The sequence below is a fragment of the Cobetia sp. SIMBA_158 genome (assembly GCF_046566945.1).
Classification (GTDB): Bacteria; Pseudomonadota; Gammaproteobacteria; order Pseudomonadales; family Halomonadaceae; genus Cobetia; species Cobetia amphilecti.
The window spans coordinates 109948-128307 of record NZ_JAWJYL010000002.1 but is presented as its reverse complement, the minus strand read 5'-3'; the positions used below and the strand labels follow the sequence as shown (position 1 = coordinate 128307).

Annotated in this window: 19 protein-coding genes; 10 read left to right on the top strand and 9 right to left on the bottom strand. The window is 61.6% G+C overall.

Features of this window, described 5'->3' with window-relative positions; all coding sequences use genetic code 11:
* Positions 1-59 precede the first annotated feature (59 nt).
* Positions 60-1148, bottom strand: a complete 1089-nt coding sequence (locus R2R70_RS04560; protein WP_410977388.1) for an ABC transporter substrate-binding protein — start codon at positions 1146-1148, stop codon at positions 60-62.
* A 626-nt stretch (positions 1149-1774) separates the two neighbouring features.
* On the opposite strand from R2R70_RS04560, the gene R2R70_RS04555 reads away from it, so the two are divergent.
* A complete protein-coding gene (locus tag R2R70_RS04555; protein WP_410977387.1) occupies positions 1775-2545 on the top strand; it encodes a UTRA domain-containing protein in 771 nt (256 codons plus the stop codon).
* Between the two features lie 160 nt (positions 2546-2705).
* Here R2R70_RS04555 and R2R70_RS04550 read toward each other — a convergent pair whose 3' ends face one another.
* The 3 genes from R2R70_RS04550 to R2R70_RS04540 form a co-directional block, all read right to left on the bottom strand.
* The gene (locus R2R70_RS04550) at positions 2706-4058 is read right to left on the bottom strand and encodes an MFS transporter (RefSeq protein ID WP_410977386.1); all 1353 of its coding nucleotides are present in this window, start codon (positions 4056-4058) and stop codon (positions 2706-2708) included.
* A gap of 285 nt (positions 4059-4343) precedes the next feature.
* Positions 4344-4901, bottom strand: a complete 558-nt coding sequence (locus R2R70_RS04545) for an NYN domain-containing protein (protein ID WP_410977385.1) — start codon at positions 4899-4901, stop codon at positions 4344-4346.
* A 205-nt stretch (positions 4902-5106) separates the two neighbouring features.
* Positions 5107-5295, bottom strand: a complete 189-nt coding sequence (locus tag R2R70_RS04540; RefSeq protein WP_084589604.1) for a hypothetical protein — start codon at positions 5293-5295, stop codon at positions 5107-5109.
* A 330-nt stretch (positions 5296-5625) separates the two neighbouring features.
* Between R2R70_RS04540 and R2R70_RS04535 the strand changes: the two genes are divergently transcribed.
* From R2R70_RS04535 to R2R70_RS04515, 5 genes are all read left to right on the top strand, one after another.
* The gene (locus tag R2R70_RS04535) at positions 5626-6711 is read left to right on the top strand and encodes an NAD(P)-dependent alcohol dehydrogenase (protein ID WP_052384834.1); all 1086 of its coding nucleotides are present in this window, start codon (positions 5626-5628) and stop codon (positions 6709-6711) included.
* 148 nt (positions 6712-6859) lie between these two features.
* Positions 6860-7723, top strand: a complete 864-nt coding sequence (locus R2R70_RS04530; RefSeq protein ID WP_054557253.1) for a PA4780 family RIO1-like protein kinase — start codon at positions 6860-6862, stop codon at positions 7721-7723.
* Between the two features lie 510 nt (positions 7724-8233).
* A complete protein-coding gene (locus R2R70_RS04525) occupies positions 8234-9250 on the top strand; it encodes a substrate-binding domain-containing protein (protein WP_107334618.1) in 1017 nt (338 codons plus the stop codon).
* Positions 9251-9535: 285 nt separating this feature from the next.
* The gene (locus tag R2R70_RS04520) at positions 9536-9949 is read left to right on the top strand and encodes an arsenate reductase ArsC (RefSeq protein WP_410977384.1); all 414 of its coding nucleotides are present in this window, start codon (positions 9536-9538) and stop codon (positions 9947-9949) included.
* A gap of 27 nt (positions 9950-9976) precedes the next feature.
* The gene (locus R2R70_RS04515) at positions 9977-10312 is read left to right on the top strand and encodes a metalloregulator ArsR/SmtB family transcription factor (RefSeq protein ID WP_410977567.1); all 336 of its coding nucleotides are present in this window, start codon (positions 9977-9979) and stop codon (positions 10310-10312) included.
* Positions 10313-10401: 89 nt separating this feature from the next.
* Here the strand turns inward: R2R70_RS04515 and R2R70_RS04510 are convergent, their stop codons facing one another.
* The 4 genes from R2R70_RS04510 to R2R70_RS04495 form a co-directional block, all read right to left on the bottom strand.
* Complete coding sequence (locus tag R2R70_RS04510) at positions 10402-10902, bottom strand: DUF1456 family protein (RefSeq protein WP_054557257.1); 501 nt, start codon at positions 10900-10902, stop codon at positions 10402-10404.
* 116 nt (positions 10903-11018) lie between these two features.
* On the bottom strand, positions 11019-11783 hold the full coding sequence (locus tag R2R70_RS04505; RefSeq protein WP_410977383.1) for a YiiX/YebB-like N1pC/P60 family cysteine hydrolase: 765 nt from the start codon (positions 11781-11783) through the stop codon (positions 11019-11021).
* An 87-nt stretch (positions 11784-11870) separates the two neighbouring features.
* Complete coding sequence (locus R2R70_RS04500; RefSeq protein WP_107334622.1) at positions 11871-12977, bottom strand: endonuclease/exonuclease/phosphatase family protein; 1107 nt, start codon at positions 12975-12977, stop codon at positions 11871-11873.
* A 95-nt stretch (positions 12978-13072) separates the two neighbouring features.
* Positions 13073-14002, bottom strand: coding sequence for a DMT family transporter (locus tag R2R70_RS04495; protein ID WP_054557260.1), 930 nt, complete (start codon positions 14000-14002; stop codon positions 13073-13075).
* A gap of 366 nt (positions 14003-14368) precedes the next feature.
* On the opposite strand from R2R70_RS04495, the gene R2R70_RS04490 reads away from it, so the two are divergent.
* The gene (locus R2R70_RS04490; RefSeq protein ID WP_225346721.1) at positions 14369-15235 is read left to right on the top strand and encodes a cation diffusion facilitator family transporter; all 867 of its coding nucleotides are present in this window, start codon (positions 14369-14371) and stop codon (positions 15233-15235) included.
* 236 nt (positions 15236-15471) lie between these two features.
* Here the strand turns inward: R2R70_RS04490 and R2R70_RS04485 are convergent, their stop codons facing one another.
* Positions 15472-16854, bottom strand: a complete 1383-nt coding sequence (locus R2R70_RS04485; RefSeq protein ID WP_410977382.1) for an NAD-dependent succinate-semialdehyde dehydrogenase — start codon at positions 16852-16854, stop codon at positions 15472-15474.
* 362 nt (positions 16855-17216) lie between these two features.
* On the opposite strand from R2R70_RS04485, the gene R2R70_RS04480 reads away from it, so the two are divergent.
* From R2R70_RS04480 to R2R70_RS04470, 3 genes are all read left to right on the top strand, one after another.
* Positions 17217-17657 (top strand): phosphotyrosine protein phosphatase, encoded by a 441-nt coding sequence (locus R2R70_RS04480; protein ID WP_043336039.1) that lies wholly within the window; start codon positions 17217-17219, stop codon positions 17655-17657.
* 121 nt (positions 17658-17778) lie between these two features.
* Positions 17779-17922 carry a hypothetical protein gene (locus R2R70_RS04475; RefSeq protein WP_410977381.1) on the top strand — a complete coding sequence of 48 codons (144 nt, stop codon included), beginning with the start codon at positions 17779-17781 and terminating at the stop codon, positions 17920-17922.
* A gap of 20 nt (positions 17923-17942) precedes the next feature.
* Positions 17943-18359 carry a hypothetical protein gene (locus tag R2R70_RS04470; RefSeq protein ID WP_410977380.1) on the top strand — a complete coding sequence of 139 codons (417 nt, stop codon included), beginning with the start codon at positions 17943-17945 and terminating at the stop codon, positions 18357-18359.
* Position 18360 lies beyond the last annotated feature (1 nt).

Here is an 18360-nt window from a genome sequence, read left to right as displayed (position 1 = left end):
AGGCGATGCCGTCTGTCAGGATGGTGCGCGCTCTGCTCGCGTGAAGCAGAGGCCGGGGATCACTGCTGGTGGATCAGTACCTGGGACTGCCACTGACGCGGCAGCTGCTTGGCACTGGCTTCCCAGCCCGCGAAGTCCTGGACCGGACGTGCATTGGCGTACTGCTCGTTGGGCAGCAGTTTGGCGGCGATATCCTCGGGCAGGGTGAGGTGCTCGGCGCGGATGGGACGGGCATAGCCCTTGGCCAGGTTCAGCTGACCGGCGTCGGAGAGGATGTACTCACGGGCCAGCTTGGCGGCATTCGCGTGCGCGGCATGCTTGTTGATGATGGTGGCGTAGCCGGAGGTCACGGAGGCATCAGACGGGATGACGACCTCGAAGGTGTCGCGGTTGATCTGGTCGCGATAGTTCAGGGCATTGAAGTCCCACAGCAGGGCGACTTCGACTTCGCCTTTCTCCAGGTTGGCGATGCTCGGCTCTGCCAGTGACAGACGGCCCTGGCGCGCCAGTTCCGCGAAGACTTCCAGGCCCGGTGTCAGGTCGGATTCCTTGCCGCCATTGGCGAAGGCAGCGGCCAGAATGGCGTTGTTGGCCTGGGAGGCCTTGCCCACGGCGCCGACGGACACCTTGTAATCACCCTCGACGAGATCGGCGAAGGAGGTCGGGCGCTCATCTTCGCTGACCAGTGTCTTGTTGATCATGAAGGAAATGGTGCCGGTGTAGCCCAGTACCCAGTGGCCGTCCTTGTCTTTGGCCCACTCCGGGATCTGCTCCCAGGTCGTGGTCTTGTAGGCCTGGGTCACCCCTTGCTGCACCGCGATCGGACCGAAGGCGAAGCCCACGTCACCGATATCGGCGGTGGCGTTCTCACCCTCGGCCTTGAACTTGGCGACTTCCTCGGCGGAGCTCATGTCGGTATCGCTATGCGCGATGGAATACTTCGACTCGAGGTCTGCCCAGGTGTCCTTCCAGTTGGCCCAGCTGTCCGGCATGCCGACGCTATCGGCACGGCCTTCGGACTGAGCGGCCTCGAGAAGGTCAGCCGGCATGTCGGCGGCACTGACGGAGGCACTGCCCAACAGGGCGGCCATGCAGGTGGAAACCAGCAGGCCGGTGGAGCGGGATGAGATAGTGGCAATCGACTTCAAGGAGATTTCCCCAGTAGGTGATGAACAATCGCTGCGCTGAAGGTAAGGCGTGACGGGCATCAGGCACCCTGTCGACACGCTGAGAGCACGTCCGGGTGCTCAGGTCATTGCTCAGGCCAGTTCTCGGATCATTGATCAGACCAGTGCTCTGCCAAGTGCTCAGCCAAGTGTCGAAAGCCGAGACTGTGTGGTCTAGTTCAGTTCGAAAGGCACGATCGACTCTAGCGCTCGCCTGTGACAGTTGCATGTCGTCAACATGTCGTTGTTATGGCATGGGGTGGCGGCTCTGCCTCTGCCTCCTTCATACCTTCTCCGCGCCTTGCCGCGGGCCCCGGTCCTCGCTATCTTCCACAGCCTAGGCGGACAAGGCATGAGTCAGCACGTGATGACTGGCCTGTCGTGGCAGCCAGACCTGCGCTGTAACCGAGTTGTCACGCCAATGCCACTATTCTCCTCATGCGTGTCTCGACAAGCGTGTCTTGAAAAGTCGCACTGAGCTTTGCGGGGCATCTGAACTAGACCACAGGAATCGCTTCGCTCTGACCCTTTCCATCCTGGACGCCCTGGATGTCATGCAAGTGACTCGCCAGAAATTGCTGTCTTTCGTTATCTTTCAGGAACTTCGCATGCCTTCATCTTCGCTTGAGCCCCAGAGTGACGCCGCTTCATCGGCAACTCCTGACGCGGATGTCCCCGTGGCAGGGCTCAAGGGCAAGCTGCTGAACCATCTTGAGGCAGCGCCGCTGCGCGCTTCACAGCGCCTGCCCTCCGAGCGCGAGATGATCGAACGCTTTGCCACGACGCGGGTCACCCTGCGCGACACCCTGCTGCAGCTGGAGGCGGAGGGGCGTATCTATCGCGAGAATCGGCGGGGTTGGTTCGTCTCGCCGCCACGACTGCGCTATGACTTGCTGGCGTGCCTGCCATTTCGCGACATGGTCGAGTCACAGCAGCGGGTGGCCAGCACCGAGGTACTGGCGGCAGGAGAAGTCGCTGCCAACGCGGTGATCGCGCGGCGGCTGGGGATTGCGGAGGACTCAGTGGTCTATCGCATCACTCGCGTGCGGCGTATCGACGGGCGGCGCGTGCTGCATGTCTGCCATCACCTGCGACGTGACTGCTTCCCGGGCATCCTCGATTTCGACCTCGCTGCCCACTCCCTGACCGACCTCTATCGGCACGAATACGCCATTCGTGTCAGCCGCGTCAGCTTCGAGCTGGCTTCCACGGTGTTCGACGCTGAGGCCGCCGCCGCGCTGAACGCCGCACAGGGCAGCCCCGCGCAGCGCATCACTCGCATCAACTTCGATCAGAATGGCCGCGCGGTGGACTGCGATGATGAACACTGGCGCCACGACGCCATCGAATTGACGCTGAGTGCCGCACCACAGAGCTAGCCGGCAAGTTCGCGGTAAAGCCTGAATGCCTGGCAAGCCGCTGGTGGCCCAGACGAAAACACCCGCCATGGCGAGAATCAGTCGCTGTGGCGGGTGTTTTGTCATCGCTGAGGAGGCATGTCTGTCAGGCCGATTTCATCAGTGGTCACGAGATCTCAGTTCATGCGGCCGGCATGACGCTCGACGCTCTCCTGCGCGGAGTCTCTGGGATGTCGGTGAGCGAGATGCCACGGGTTTCCGGCAGTCGCAGGCCACCGAGCAGGGCCACGGCGGCGATCGCGATCAGGTACCAGGCGGGTGCCAGGTTGTTGCCGCTCAAGTCGATCAACCAGGTGGCGACCAGCGGGGCGGTGCCGCCGAAGATGGTGTAGGCGACATTGTAGCTGAGTGCCGAGGCGGTATAGCGCACGCGGGTCGGGAACTGCTCCGAGAGCAGTGCGGCCGTGACGACACCGCAGAGCACGGCACCGACCGCCATCAATGAAGCGCCCAGCATGGACGCCCACAAGGTGCCACTGGCGGCAAGCGAATAGGCGGGAAATACCGCGATGGCCAGACTGCCACACGCCATGATGATGGTATTGCGTCGCCCGACAAGGTCCGAATACCGTCCGGCCAATGGGCACAGCAATGCGGCGACGATGAGGCCACCCAGGCTTGCCAGCAATGCCGTCTGGCGCGTGGCGCCGCCCGCCACCTGCATATAGGTCGCGAAATAGGTGCTGAACATGTAGAACGACAGCGCCGTGGCAGAGATGAAGGCCATCAGACTTACGATGGTGCTGCCGTGGGTGGTCAGTGTTTCCTTGAGCGGGGCGCTGGTGGCGTTGTGTTCCTGCTGAATCAGGCGGAACGCCGGTGAGTCATCCAGCTTGAGGCGCATGTAAAGCCCGATCAGCCCCAGTGGTGCAGCGATCAGGAAGGGGACACGCCAGCCCCATGCCTGCATGGTGGCTTCCGGTACCAGGCTGTTGAGGCCTAGACCGAGTGCTGCTGCTGTGGCGAAGGCGCTGAAGGTCGAGACGGGAATGAAGCTTCCGTACCAGCCCCGCTTGTCGTCAGGGGCGTGTTCCATCACGAAGGCGCAGGCACCGGCGTATTCGCCGCCTGCCGAGAAACCCTGAGCGCAGCGAGCCAGCGTCAACAGCAGCGGAGCCAGCATGCCGATGCTCTGATAGGTCGGCAACAGACCGATCAAGGCGGTGGCGCTGGCCATCATGATGATGGTGATGGCCAGGACATTCTTGCGCCCGATGCGATCCCCCAGGGTGCCGAAGAAGATGCCGCCGAGGGGGCGCAAGGCAAAGGACACCGCAAAGACGGCAAAGGTCTGAATCAGTGCCAGAGTCGGGTCGCCCTGCGGGAAGAAGTGCTGCGAGATGATCACGGCCATGAAGCCGTAGATGGCGAAGTCGAACCATTCGATGAAATTGCCGATGGCAGAGGCTGCCAGCACGCGTCTCAGCGTGGCTGGCGAGATGCTGTCGGCCCCGCCTGTCTTGTTGTTGTTCATGTCTTGCTCCGCATGAGAGGAATCGGGAAGAGGTGTGGCTTTAGCAGCGCACAGCTCCCTGCGTCATCCTGCGGCACGCGGTAAAGGGCGATCACGCTCAATGCGACATCAGTAATGTCCGATGCGACATGACCGATCGGACATGACTGATGGGACATGACCGACGCCGTCAATATGCTGTGGCGCCTTGGCATCAGCATGTCGGGTGCAGGAATCCCGTCTCAGGCCGTTGCTGACATGACAGAGAACAAGCTGATCAAAAGGGAGAAGAGCGCCTGGCAAACTTCAGCGCATCAGCAGGCTTTCATCGACTTCGCGGAAGTGATGGGCGCTTTTCATCAGGGCGAGGGCGGTGAGGGCTTCGACGCCATAGACGCGGGTGGTGATGGCGTGGCGGGTGGCGACATGGTCCAGCAGCAGGGCGAAGTCGCCATCGCCGGAGGCGAGGATGATCTCATCGACCTCGGGGGCGGCTTCCATCACGTCGATGGTGATGCCGACATCCCAGTCGCCCTTGGCCGAGCCGTCGCCGCGCTGGATGAAGGGCTTGAGTTTGACCGTGAAGCCTATCTCGCGCAGGCGCTGCTGGAATTGCTGCTGCTTGGGGTCGCCACGCTCGATCGCGTAGGCGTAGGCATGCTGAATCGAGCCGAGGCGCTCGAGCTCTGCCCACAGGCGACGATAATCGAACTGCCGGCCGAAGGTATCGCGGGTGGTGTAGTAGATGTTCTGCACATCAATGAAGACGGCCAGGCGTGTGCGTGCCCCATCCGCGTCGCGAGTGCCATGCACGCTGTGCTGGCGGGAGTCGAGGGAGCTGTCGCGCGAAGTAGAGGCTGGCATGGGCGTCGCCGTGGCGGGAGGAGCAAGGGCAGGCAAGAGATGATTTTCCTCTCCCCAGAAAGAAGCCGGCCGCTACCTGATGATGCAGGGCAGCGGCTGGAGGTCTAGCGATGAACAACGCTCTCACCGGTCAGTGACTCGATGGCAGACGCCAGTTGAGTGAGGCGAGCAGCGCGTTCGGGCACCAAGGCTTGATGGGCAAGCCTCAGCTCTTGGCAGCAGGGTTTGACGGCTTGGTCGGCTTGACGCCAATGACCTGGCCGCTGACACCGGATTCAATCACATCCACCTTGCCACCACGGTCCAGGAAGGCCTGCATCTGAGCTTCAAGCGAGGCTGAGGTTTCGACAGCAGCCGGTGCTTTTTTCTTTGCAGCAGTACGAGTATTCGCCATGCGGGACTCCGTTCCAAGACGTGAGGGGTGAAGATGCATGATAACACAGTGGCAACTTTGCTGCTTGATGGCGTCAATTTGGAATCAGAAGCAAGATGTTTTGCGTCGCTTTCCCTTGTGTCTGCAAGCCTCGCGCAGCTTGGTGGGGCGCTGTTGCGATCTGACCAACACAGTGATGCAGAGCAGCCAAGCCATTGAAAAGTCGGGCTGTCGGCAAGAAGTCAGTGGGCATGATCGCGATTGCCGCATGGCATGCGAATCCTTTTACGGGCGCTGAATCATCTTTGATGACCAGGCTGTCCGACGCTCAGCCAAGCAAGGAGAGACTCCATGACAAGCCCTTCCAACGGTGATTTTGACGGCCAGACTCGCGCTTATGCGGTGGCATCCGAAACGGCAGACCTGGCGCCCTGGAACTTCGAGCGTCGCCAGCCGCGACCGGATGACGTGGCCATCGAGATTCTCTACTGCGGTGTCTGTCACTCGGATCTGCACGTCGGCCGCAATGACTGGGGCTTTTCTCAGTATCCGCTGGTGCCGGGGCACGAGATCGTGGGTCGGGTGACCCAGGTGGGCAATGACGTCAGTCAGTACAAGGTGGGCGACATGGTCGGCGTCGGCTGCATGGTGGATTCCTGCCGTGAATGCAGCGCCTGTCAGAAGGGGCTCGAGCAATATTGCCTCGACGGCATGACCATGACCTACGGCAGCCCGGACCGTCACGATGGCAGCCTCACCCAGGGCGGCTATTCCGACAAGATCGTCGTCAGCGAACGCTTCGTGGTCTCCATCCCGGACAAGCTCGACCCGGCAGTGGCCGCGCCGCTGCTGTGCGCGGGTGTCACGACCTATTCGCCGCTGCGTCACTACGGCGTGAAGTCCGGCGACAAGGTCGGGGTGATCGGCATGGGCGGCCTGGGCCACATGGGCATCAAGTTCGCCAAGGCGATGGGTTGTGAAGTGACGCTCTTCACCCGCAGCGAGAGCAAGGTCGAGGAAGCGCGCGAGAATGGTGTCGATCATGTGATCGTCTCGACTGATGACGAGCAGATGGCAGCCGCCACCGAAACCTTCGACTTCCTGCTCGACACGGTGCCGGTGCCGCATGATCTCAACCCTTACCTCAATACCCTGAAGTACGACGGCACGCATATCCTCGTCGGCCTGGTGCAGGAAGTGGACCCCGCGCTGCAGGGCGGCAACTTGGTCATGAAGCGCCGTGTACTGGCGGGCTCGTTGATCGGTGGCATGCCGGAGACCCAGGAAGTGCTCGACTACTGCGCCGAGCACGACATTGGCTGTGATATCGAGATGATCGACATCGACACCATCAATGATGCCTGGAAGCGCATGCAGGAAGGCAAGGTCAAGTATCGTTTCGTGATTGACATGCAGAGCCTCAAGAACGCCCAATAAGCGCTGGCGCTGCTGCCGCCGAGGCAGTCTGTCAGTGAATGCTGAACCCCCCGCCAATGACGCATTGGCGGGGGTTTTGTCGTAAGGTATGTCACAAAATTGCTACAGGGTGATTCCCGATGTATCGCAAAACGCGTATAAGAACGCGATGAAAACGCCAAAGAGAATCCAGCCGCTCATAGATGACGGTCTGGTCGATGAAGTGCTCCGCCCCTTGATGAGTGGCAAGGAAGCCTCGGTTTACGTCGTGCGCTGCGGAGAAGAGATTCGCTGTGCCAAGGTCTACAAGGATGCTGCCCAGCGCAGCTTCAAGCAGGCTGTGCTGTATCAGGAAGGCCGCAAGGTGCGTAACAGTCGCCGTCAACGGGCGATGGAGAAGGGCTCCGGCTTCGGACGCAACCAGCAGGAGGCCGCCTGGCAGAATGCCGAGGTCGATGCGCTGTATCGTCTGGCCGATGCCGGTGTGCGCGTGCCGCAGCCGTTCGGCTGCTTCGATGGCGTGCTGCTGATGGAGCTGGTCACCGATGACGACGGCAATGTGGCACCACGACTGAATGATGTCTCGATGTCCGCCGAGCAGGCGCGGGAAGACCATGCGCTGATGATGCAGTACATCGTGCGCATGCTGCATGCCGGCCTGGTACATGGCGACCTGTCCGAGTTCAACGTGCTGGTCGATGACTATGGCCCGGTGATCATTGATCTGCCGCAGGCGGTCGATGCCGCGGCCAACAACAATGCCAAGAGCATGTTGGCGCGTGATGTTGCCAATATCACCGCCTACTACGCGATGTTCGCGCCTGAACTGGCACAGACACGCTACGCCGACGAGATCTGGGCATTGTTCGAGGCCGGCGACATGGACCCGGATGTCGAGCTGACGGGCCTTTATGAGGACGACGCCGAAGCGCCGGACGTGGATGCGCTGCTCGAGAACATCATGGCGGCCATGGAAGAAGAGCAGGAGCGCAAGGCGCGCCAGAAGAGTGCCGAAGAGGGCGATGATGACTAGCAGGAATCTTTAGCTGCTAACTGCTGGCCGCTAGCCGTTTGCCAGGCCTTGGGCTCCCGCCAGAAGCGTTGAGGAGGGGCTCGCCAGTCGCTAGCGAGTGATGCCCTGTCACGCACGCTGCTGTTTCGATGGCCGGATCTTCCCACGAGTGGCTGGGGAGATCAGGCCATTTCTGTTGGGGCCTTGTCTCGGCCGAAGGTAAAGCAGAGAGGCGAAAGGGGAAGGGATAGAGGAAGGGATAGAGGAAGGGATAGAGAGGCAAGGCAGCCCGCGACAGGATTCTCAGCGGAGATGTCACGCCCCTGCAATAAAATGATGCTCATATATGCCTATGCGTATTTAACGACATGCCGTGTCATCGAGATACGTGTTCAGCATGCCGAGGGTGATTCTCATCACTGGCATGTGGCGATTGGCGGGGTGTCGCGCCAATCGGGGTAGCGGAGTCGTGAGGGATTTCGTCACTAAATATATGCTTATTCATATAAATCAATGCATCGGAGCACCGCAATGAATCGCCCTCTCAAGCAGCTCGCTTTCGTGATCGCCTCTGCGGCTATCGTGTCCAGTGCACAAGCACGTGACCAGGTTCGCATCGTCGGTTCCAGCACCGTCTATCCCTTCTCGAGCTATGTGGCGGAAGAATTCGGTGTCACCACGGATCATCCTACTCCGGTCATCGAGGCCACGGGTTCCGGTGGCGGCATGAAGCTCTTCTGTGAAGGTGCCGGCAGCAACACCCCGGATATCACCAACGCCTCGCGCCGCATGAAAGCCTCCGAATTCGAGCGCTGTCAGGAAAATGGCGTGACCGACATCACCGAAGCTTTCATCGGTTATGACGGCATCGCCTTCGCGCAGTCCAACACCAACGACCCAGCCGCCTTCACGCTGGAGCAGATCGCGCTGGCGGTCGCGGCCCAGGTGCCGGTCGATGGCAAGCTGGTGGCCAATCCCTATACCCGCTGGAACCAGATCGATTCCAGCCTGCCGGACCGCAAGATCACCATCTATGGGCCGCCCAGCACCTCCGGGACACGCGATTCCTTTGAGGAGCTGGTGCTGGAAGCCGCCACCGAAGAGATGGACGGCTATGGTGGCGAAGGCTACTCCAAGGTGCGCAACGATGGCGTCTTCGTGCCGGCCGGTGAGAACGACAACCTGATCGTGCAGAAGCTGTCGGAAGACACCGAGGCCTTCGGCGTCTTCGGTTATTCCTTCCTTGAGGAGAACGAAGACTCGCTGAGCGGCGCGACCATCGACGGCATCGCCCCGTCTCCCGAGGCCATCTCGGAAGAGACCTACCCGGTCGCACGTACCATGTTCTTCTACATCAAGAATCAGCATGCGGAAGAAGCGCCGGTCATGTATGACTACGCGGACCTGTTCATGAGCGAGAAGATGGTCGGCAACCTGGGCTACCTGAAAGGCATCGGCCTGATTCCGGCGCACGAAGAAGCGCGCAAGGCGGCGCGTCAAGCCGTCGCCGACAGGAAGACCCTGACGCTTTCGGACCTGCAGGGCTGATGACGTGAGCCACGCGGTGCGGCGGTCGAGCGCATCGTGAACGTAGCGAGTGGCGATCTTCGCGGGCTGGCGTGGTGTGCCTGGCAGTTGCCGGTCACTGCGCTGGCCCGTTCGCGTCTGTTGCAGGGTCTGTTGCAGGTGTTGTTACAGGGTTTGTTGCAGAAAGTGATCTGAAGCTGGGGCGCCGAGGCCTGAAAGGCTACTGACATCAGTTTGTTATACAAGCGCGGTACTTCTGATATGCGACCCTATGGTAAGGTAAAATTGCAGCTCTGGAGATGAGTCATGTCCAAACAGCGAGTGCTTTTTCTGTGCAATGCCAATTCTGCCCGCTCCCTGATGGGAGAGGCATTGCTGCGTAGCATGGCGGGGGACGAGTTTGACGCCTTCAGTGCCGGTGTCTCGCCTGATGCCCCGCAACAGCATGCGTTGGACGCTCTGGCGCGCGCCGGGGTGGATAATTCAGGTCTGGCGAGCGAGTCGATCGATCGCTACCGCTCTCAGTCCTTCGATGCCGTCATCGTGCTGTGTCAGAAGGCGCAGCAGCAGTGTCGCCAGTGGGATGGCCAGACCGATGAGCTGTTGTTCTGGGATATAGAAGATCCGCGCAATGAGGATACTGCGGTGTCCTATGGGCGCGCCTTGAACGAAATTCGCACGCGCTTGCAGCTGTGGTTGGCGGCACGCTCACATCATTGAATCAGGTGGAATTCTGCATTGTCTCTTCTGACCCCGACACGTCTTTTCAAATGCCTCAGCGACGATACACGCCTTGTGCTGATGTTGCTTATCCATGTAGAAGGCGAGCTTTGCGTATGTGAGATGACCTACGTGTTGCAGGAGTCGCAGCCCAAGGTGTCGCGCCATCTGGCCCAGTTGCGCAATTGCGGTCTGCTGCTGGACCGCCGCCAGGGGCAATGGGTCTATTACCGTCTGATGCCTGACCTGCCGTCCTGGGTATTGCCGGCGCTGGTCGCGGCGGCGGAAGGGAGTCAGCACCGCATGGCGCCGTTGCTGGCGCGCCTGGCCACCATGGAAGGGCGCCCCAACCGCGAATGCTGAGCCGCTGTTGGTACCGCCATTGCCGTCATACAACAACGCCGCTCCGGATTCCGGGGCGGCGTTGTTGTTGAGAGCGCATCAGGGTCTGATCAGACCGGATCGACGGCGTGCTGCTCGGTCTCCGGGTCATGGCGACGATGGCGCAGCTCGATGCCCTTGAGCAGGTTGCGCAGGATCTGGTCCTTGCACTCGCGGTAGTGGCGATGATCGGGCTTGCGGAAGAAGGCAGACAGCTCGGACTTGGTGATCAGTTCGAAACCGGCCAATGCCAGCAGCTCGAGCATGTCGTCATCCTTGAGCTCGAAGGCGATCTTGAGCTTGCGCAGAATCACGTTGTTGTCGAGACGCTTTTCAGGCGCCGGCTGGGCGCCTTCGCGCTTGCCGCGACGCACGTTGATCAGGCCATTGAGGAACCTGGCCAGGTCGATGTCCTTGATGCGCTGCTGAGCCTCATCATCATCGCGCTTGAGCCAATCGCTGATCTGGGCGCGTGAGACCTCGTGGTCCGCGGCAGCGAAGGTGTTGATCATGTCGGTGTCGGAGAGATTCAGCGCGTAGCGCAGGCGACGGATGATGTCGTTATTGGTCACGGGCGTGGTTCCGGTCGTGAAGAGTGTCAAAGGGCGGCAGGCGGCGCAGTCGGCACAGCAGAACTGATGCCCAGGTGCCGGCCAGCATGGCCGTGGATGGCGCGCAGCATACCAGATCAGGCGGGCGGTTCGCTCCACTGCAGGCGATGGGGATCGAATCCGGCGCACAGGGTCGGCTTGATGATCTCGAAGTAGGGAGAGATATCGAAGTCGCAGGGCGCAAACAGGCTGTGATGGCGGATATGCAGCAACTCCTGATAGCAGTGCAGGCATGCCGGGTCGCTGGATGGCAGGACGTCACTGTCTGGCAGGATGGGATAGCGCACGGCCTGGAAGGCCTCGGCGATCAGCGATGAGCAGATCGCGCGGGTCGGGTCGCCGCTGCCCAGTGCCAGCATGCGGCGCCGATAGCGGCTTGGCACCGGTGGCGTGCGAATCAGATAGCGAGCCAGATCGACGATGTTGCGCAGGTCATATTGATGGCCCAGCCGCGCCTCGGCATGGGCGATCAACGCGCTGATCTCCTCCTCCGTGAGTCCGACCGGGCGGCAGATGCGCGTGTGCTGATGCCAGTAATGGTTGAGGGGGACGCGGCGCACCCCGGCGGTGACGTCCGCTTCCAACAGGCAGTCGCCCCTGACCGGACGTCCTCTGCTGTCCAGCGGCGTGCGCACGCAGAGCGCGGCATGAGACCAGGTCGATTGAGTGAGGTAGCGAATGGCGGTGCTGATACGCGAGGAGCCCTCGACCAGCAGGACATCGCCGCGCCGCAGGGTGGCAGCCAGCTTTTCCGGTGATGACGTGGCGCGATGCGCCGGCAGCTTGCCCGGCGCCGTGAGATGACGCGCCAGCCGCGTGCCCAGCCAGTCGAGTCCTCGCATGCCTGCCTCCCGTATGGCTCAACCCTCATCAGCCAGTCTGGGACCTTTTGGAGAATTCAGCCAAATGCCACCTCAGGCATGTCGGGCTCAGCGACCCGGTTTCGGCACGTCCTGCTGGCTGACATTCTCGTCACTGGCGGTCTCGCTGGCCTCGGCCTGGTCGTCGGCGTCCGGCTCCGGGGCATCGAGTGTCTCGTCGGTGTCCTGGGCGGGCGTCAGCGCCAGTTCGGTGAGCAGCGGGAAGTGATCGGAGCCGAAGGCTTCCATGCGCGCCACGCGCACCACACTGAAATGCTCGCTGTGGAAGAGGTGATCCAGTGGCCAGCGCAGCAGGGGAATGTTGGCGTGGAAGGTATTGAACATGCCGCGGCCGACGCGGGGGTCCAGCAGGCCGGACAGCTTGCGGAACAGGCGCGTGGTGCGAGACCAGGCCACGTCGTTGAGGTCACCGGTGACGATCACCGGTTGCTGGCTGTCGGCGACGCTGCGCGCCACGATGATCAGCTCGGCATCCCGCTCGGATGACTCGTCATTCTCGGTCGGGCTGGGCGGCGCCGGGTGCAGGAAGTGCACTCGCACGCGGTCACCGCTGGCCAGCTCCAGTTGCGCATGCATCGACGGCACATCCTCTTCGACCAGGTAGTCGATGCTGGCGTCATGCAGTGGCAGGCGTGAATAGACATGCATGCCATAGAGGTTGTCCAGCGGGCATTTGAGAGTGTGCGTATAGCCGTATTGCTCGCTATCCGCCTCGAGCACGTCGAGCCGCTGCTGCCACCAGTCATCGGATTCCAGCGTCACCAGCACGTCGGGCTGTTCGCGTTCGACGATGGCCAGCAGCTTGTCACTATCGTGATTGCTGGTCAGGACATTGGCGGTGAGCAGGCGGACCTGACGCTGCCGGTCGTGCTGTCTGGTACGCGCGGACTCGCAGGGAAAGAGGCGGGTATAGGGCACGATCCAGTGTGCCTGATAGACAAGCCCGGCCACGGCGATCACGGCCAGTGACACCCTGAGCCCGAAGGCAAGCTGGGACACCGCGAGGTCGGCGATCAACAACATCGCCCACAAGGCGGCCAGCTGCAGACGGGGGAAGTCCATGATGCGCACCGACCAATGGCGAATACGCGTCAGTGGCAGCAGGGTGAAGGCTGCCATCAGCAGCGTCAGTACGCCGAGTAGCGTGGGGATCATGGTGGCTCCGGTGGCAGAGAATGGGGCGGGAAGTCGAATGCTCAAGCGTCAGACATGGTGGCGACATGCCTGACACTCAAGTCAGGACGCTGTTCTCACGAGGCAACCCGTCGCTGACGCCACAGGCGTGAGATCCATTGCCAGCGATTGATCAACAGGGCAGTGAAGATGAGGCCGCAACCGGTCATCTGGATCAGGGTCATGCGCTCACCGAACCAGGCGGCCGACATCAGGGCGGCCCAGACCGCTTCCAGCATCAGGATGACCGAGGCATGGCTGGGGGTGGTCAGGCCCTGTGCGTAGATCTGCAGGAAGAAGCGCAGCGTGCTGGCGATCAGGGTGCTGGCCAGGAACCAGCTCAGGATGTCGAGACTGATGCCGGCGGGCCAGCTCTCGCTAAGTGCCGAGAGTATCAGGCAGGTGACGCCGGTGGTCATCAGCTGGATGGCCGTCAGCGGCAGGGCCGGGATATTGCGCACCAGGCGTGAATTGAAGTTGAACACCAGAGCGAACAGGCAGGCGGCGCCGAAGATGAGCCACTGGGCGGGCTCGATGGTGAAGCCATCGGTCGCGCCGGGCTGGCCCATGCCGAGCAGGGCGAAACCGAGCAGGGCGGTGGGCAGTGCGATCCAGGTGCTCAGCGGCGGTCTGTCCTTGAACAACAGTCGCGCGAGTACCGGCACCATCAGGATGCCGAAGCTGTTGATGAAGGCGATCACGCCCAGTTGATCAGATAGTGCGACCCCTAGCGACCAGCAGGCCATGGCACCCCCGAACAGGACACCGACGCCGCTTGCGCGCAGCTTGCGCGCGGTGGACAGTTGGCCCAGTGAGCGCGCATCGAAGATGGCCAGAATGAGCCCCGCAAGCAGGAAGCGACTGCCGATGAACAGCAGAGGGGGCATGCCGGCCATCGCCTCCTTGGAGAAGATCCAGCCTGCGGCGGCGATGATGGTGACCAGCAGGAGCAGCAGATCGGCCTTGAAAGGCGAGCGGGAGGGGGTCGTCTCGGAGGAGAGGCTCATGGGGAAGGCGGGAATCCTTTATTCGTTGCTTCGCAAGTGATAACTATCCTATCAAGCTGGCGCAGTGGTTGCTGGCCTTTATCGGAACGCGAAAATCCGCCAATGCGTCTTGAAAGACGCGCGACCGACGTTACGCTGCGCATCATGCAGACACGTTTCTTTTTTCATTAGATGGCCGGAGGTTGAATGGCATCGACACCGCAAGATGACGCCCGCGAACCCTCGCATGAGCCTTCCGGGCAGCACGCTCACGATCATTCTCATGGCTCCGACCCTTCAGGCGTGCACTCGCATGGAGATTCACACGGTCATTCGCACAGCCACTCACATGATCATCACGGACACCACCATGATCATGCGCCAGAGGTGACCGCCGACAGCGAGCGACGCGTCAAGCTGGCCATGTATCTGACGGGCGGCTTCATGCTGGCGGAGGTGGTTGGCGGGCTGGTCGCGGGCTCACTGGCCCTCTTGGCGGATGCCGGGCACATGCTCAGTGATACCGTGTCGCTGGCATTGGCCTGGGGCGCGTTTCGCCTCGGGCATCGGGCGGCGACCCGCAAGCTGACCTTCGGCTATGCACGCTTTCAGGTGCTGGCCGCGTTCGTCAATGGCCTGACTCTGCTGGTGATCGGGGCGGCGATCGTGGTGGCCGCCATCAAGCGGCTCTGGCTGCCCTCCGAAGTACTCGCGGGGCCGATGCTGGCCATCGCCGTGCTCGGACTTGTCGTCAATATCGCGGCATTTCGTATCCTGCATCAGGGCGATCAGGACAACCTCAATCTACGCGGCGCGGTACTGCACGTGATGGGGGACCTGCTCGGCTCGGTGGCGGCCATCGTCGCCTCGCTGATCATAATGACCACCGGCTGGAATCAGGCTGACCCGCTGTTGTCAGTGCTCGCGGCGGTGCTGATATTGCGCGGTGCCTGGTCGTTGGTGAAGCGTTCGGCGCACACCTTGCTGGAAGGCACGCCGGAGCAGCTCGATCACGCCGATATCCAGGCAGGCGTTCTGGCGCTTGAGGGCGTGGAGAGCGTACATGACCTGCATCTCTGGGGGCTGACGCCTCAGTCGCCGATTGCCAGCCTGCATGTCGTCGTGGCCGCCACCAGCGTACCCGGCGATGTGCTGGAGCGCGTCCAGGCCTATCTGCGCGACGGCCATGACATCTCGCATGTCACGGTTCAGCTGGAAGGCGAGGCATGCCTGCAGGGCTGCGTGACGCGCTGATGTGATGAGTGCGATCAGCGCGCTGGTCGAGGAAGGGGGATATCGCAAGGCAAAGCATGCGAATCCCTGACGCAAAACGCCCCGCTGAGAAGCGGGGCGTTGTTCGTTGCAGCGAAGGGTCTGGAGCGCATCATCCGCTGCAGTCTCTTCAGCTATTCAGCTATTCAGCGTCGCTGGCGTCGCGATACGCCTTGACGCGCAACGAGTCTGTGCTCAGCGACTCAGTGCTCAGCGGCTCAGTGCTCAGCGACATAGACGGTGCGGATGTTCATGAAGGCACCGAAGCCATATTCGCTCTGCTCACGACCATAGCCACTGCCTTTGACACCACCGAAGGGCAGCTGGGCGAAGGGCGTGGTCGGGCGGTTGACGAAGCTCATGCCAGCTTGCAGCTGACGAGAGACGCGTTCACCCCGTTCGTCGTCCTTGGCCACCACGGTGCTGCCCAGGCCATAGGGGCAGTCGTTGGCAAGCTCGATGGCATGTGCTTCGTTGTCCGCGACCACCACGGAGGCGACCGGACCGAACAGTTCTTCATTGAAGGCCGGATTGCCCTGGGTGACATTGGTCAGCACCGTCGGCGGATACCAAGCACCGTCGCGATTCGGAATCTCACCACCGCATTCAAGCTTGGCACCTGCCTTGATGGCGCGCTGGACCTGGTCATGCAGGTCATCGCGCAGGTCCTTGCGAGACATCGGACCGATATCGACCCCTTCGCTCATCGGGTCATCCATGCGCATGTCCTTGACCTTCTCGATCAGACGCTTGGAGAAGTCCTCGGCGAGGGATTTGTCGACGATCAGGCGCTTGGACGCGGCGCAGCTCTGGCCGGTGTTGTCGAAACGCCCGGCGATGGCGAGATCCACCGCACGCTCAATGTCGGCATCATCCAGCACGATCAGCGGATCGATACCGCCCAGTTCCAGCACGCTTGGCTTGAGCGCCGCGCCTGCCTGCTCGGCGACCTTGCGACCCGCCTCTTCACTGCCGGTCAGGGTGACGCCTTGGACGACGGGATCATTGATGATGTCTTCGATCATCTCCGAGCCCACCGGCAACCAGGTGAAGATACCCTCTTCAAAGTCGGCCTTGTGGAACAGCTGAGTGATCAGATCGGCACAGCCCGGGACATTGGAGGCGTGCTTCATCAGGCAGACATTGCCGCCCGCCAGGGCCGGAGCCGCGAAACGGATGACCTGATAGAGCGGATAGTTCCACGGCATCACGCCGAGGACGGCGCCGATGGGGTCCTTGACGATCCTGGCACGCACGGCACCGTCGACGTCACGCTGCTCGGTTTCCATCAGCTTGGGCAGGTTGTCGGCATAGAAGCGTGCGATGCTGGAGGAAATCTGCGTCTCGCTGATGCCCTGATCATAGGGCTTGCCCATCTCATGAGCGATCTGCGTGGCGATTTCCTTCTGATGTTCATCGATCATGTCCGCCAGAACGGTGAGGCGCTGCGCACGATCCTGCACGGTGGTCTGGCTGAAGCTCGAGTACGCCTTGCGCGTCTGCTCCAGTTTCTGCTGAACCTCTTCCTTGCTCAGCGTGGCGTATTCCTTGAGAACCTTGTCATTGGCCGGGTTGGATGCGGTCAGTGTCTTGTTGCTCATCTTGCCTCCCTGGTGGGTGCTGGTTCAGCAAGTGACTGAATGGGGATCGCGAGGGATCGAGATCGGCCCTTGAGCCAGTCACTTCATTGGCTACACATCAGGACTTGGAGATATTGCCTGAGGTCTTCAAGGGGCTGGGGGCTAATGCGTCGGGTCACCTCAGTGTTGCCATATGAGCACGCTGTTGTCCCTTGAAAAGCCACAGGTGTCATCAGTGGTCGATCGCGAAGCGGTCAAATGTGAACCTGCCGAACAGGCTGCCAGCATGCGACAATGGGCGTCTGACGTCCGTGCGGGGCCAAGCTTGCCGCGTGCCGGGCCATCAACATGAGTGCAAGCGTCACAAGGAAGAGGAAGTCAGCGTGTTCAACAATATTCTGGTGGTATGTACCGGCAATATCTGTCGCAGTCCGGTCGGCGAGTCACTGCTGAAGCAGGCGTTGCCTGGCAAGACGGTGCACTCGGCGGGTGTGGGCGCACTGGTCGATCACCCGGTCGAACCCACGGCAGCACGCTTCGCCGTCGAGTCAGGGCTCGAGGTAGATGAGCATCGAGCGCGCCAGGTGTCGGTCGAGATGCTGACGGCTGCAGACCTGATTCTGGTCATGAGCGATGGCCATCGCCGCGCCATCAACCAGATGGCACCGCAGGTCAGTGGCAAGACGATGCTGTTCGGCCGCTGGCTGGCTGGCGGCCAGGGGGAAGAGATTCCCGATCCCTATCGCAAGAGCGAAGAGGCCTTCCGCCATGCGCACCAGAAGCTGGTGGAAGCGGCTGCGCTGTGGGTCAAGAAACTGATGTAATCAATATTCTGTTTTTAAAAATATTTTATGGATTTTCCCCGCCGAGCATCGCGTGGAGCAGCTGGGCTGGTGTCGCTCCGCCAGTGGTCTGGATCGTAGGCTGCTGCAGGATAGCCCAGTGGTGCAGGCTGATCTGGACGTGCAGCGCCAACGGGGCCGCGCGCTGCAAGCCGAGCAGGCGACCCTGACGGCCCGGATGGAAGAGGAAAAGGTGCTGCGCGTCGACGAAGGTGCCACTGCTGGTTCTATCCGCTGGCGCCGGTAGGCAAGCCGCTGGAAATGCGCGTGGTCAGCATCGAACCTCAGGCAGTCGCAGTGCTTGAGCAGCCGGAAATGGCCGCGCCCTACGGTGGGGAGTTGAAGGTTCGCGAGGGCGAGGAAGGGCAGCTGGAACTGATGCGCAGCCTCTATCGGGTCACGCTTGAGCCAGTGGACTTCTCGCAGGCGCTGGCACTCTCGATGCCTGGCCGGCGCGGCATGGTCAACGTCGAGACCGAGCCGCGCAGCCTGTTGAGTCGAACCTGGCGTGAAGTGGTAGGAGGCTGGGCTTCTCTGGTCTGGTTCTGGAGAGCGGACTTCTGGAGACAGGGCTTATGGAGAGGGCTTGGAAAGAGCGTTTTTGGAAAGAGGGCTTTGTGTGGTTTCGAGGAGATGCCGCGCTCTGCTTATGGTGCGCTCCGCCTAGAACCGGCAAGCCCCTGAT

Coding starts and splice junctions, on each gene's coding strand:
- R2R70_RS04535 (WP_052384834.1), top strand. CDS start 5,626: ATGACAAGCCCTTCCAACGGTGATTTTGACGGCCAGACTCGCGCTTAT.
- R2R70_RS04540 (WP_084589604.1), bottom strand. CDS start 5,295: ATGGCGAATACTCGTACTGCTGCAAAGAAAAAAGCACCGGCTGCTGTC.
- R2R70_RS04485 (WP_410977382.1), bottom strand. CDS start 16,854: ATGAGCAACAAGACACTGACCGCATCCAACCCGGCCAATGACAAGGTT.
- R2R70_RS04520 (WP_410977384.1), top strand. CDS start 9,536: ATGTCCAAACAGCGAGTGCTTTTTCTGTGCAATGCCAATTCTGCCCGC.
- R2R70_RS04505 (WP_410977383.1), bottom strand. CDS start 11,783: ATGCGAGGACTCGACTGGCTGGGCACGCGGCTGGCGCGTCATCTCACG.
- R2R70_RS04500 (WP_107334622.1), bottom strand. CDS start 12,977: ATGATCCCCACGCTACTCGGCGTACTGACGCTGCTGATGGCAGCCTTC.
- R2R70_RS04495 (WP_054557260.1), bottom strand. CDS start 14,002: ATGAGCCTCTCCTCCGAGACGACCCCCTCCCGCTCGCCTTTCAAGGCC.
- R2R70_RS04530 (WP_054557253.1), top strand. CDS start 6,860: ATGAAAACGCCAAAGAGAATCCAGCCGCTCATAGATGACGGTCTGGTC.
- R2R70_RS04555 (WP_410977387.1), top strand. CDS start 1,775: ATGCCTTCATCTTCGCTTGAGCCCCAGAGTGACGCCGCTTCATCGGCA.
- R2R70_RS04550 (WP_410977386.1), bottom strand. CDS start 4,058: ATGAACAACAACAAGACAGGCGGGGCCGACAGCATCTCGCCAGCCACG.
- R2R70_RS04545 (WP_410977385.1), bottom strand. CDS start 4,901: ATGCCAGCCTCTACTTCGCGCGACAGCTCCCTCGACTCCCGCCAGCAC.
- R2R70_RS04525 (WP_107334618.1), top strand. CDS start 8,234: ATGAATCGCCCTCTCAAGCAGCTCGCTTTCGTGATCGCCTCTGCGGCT.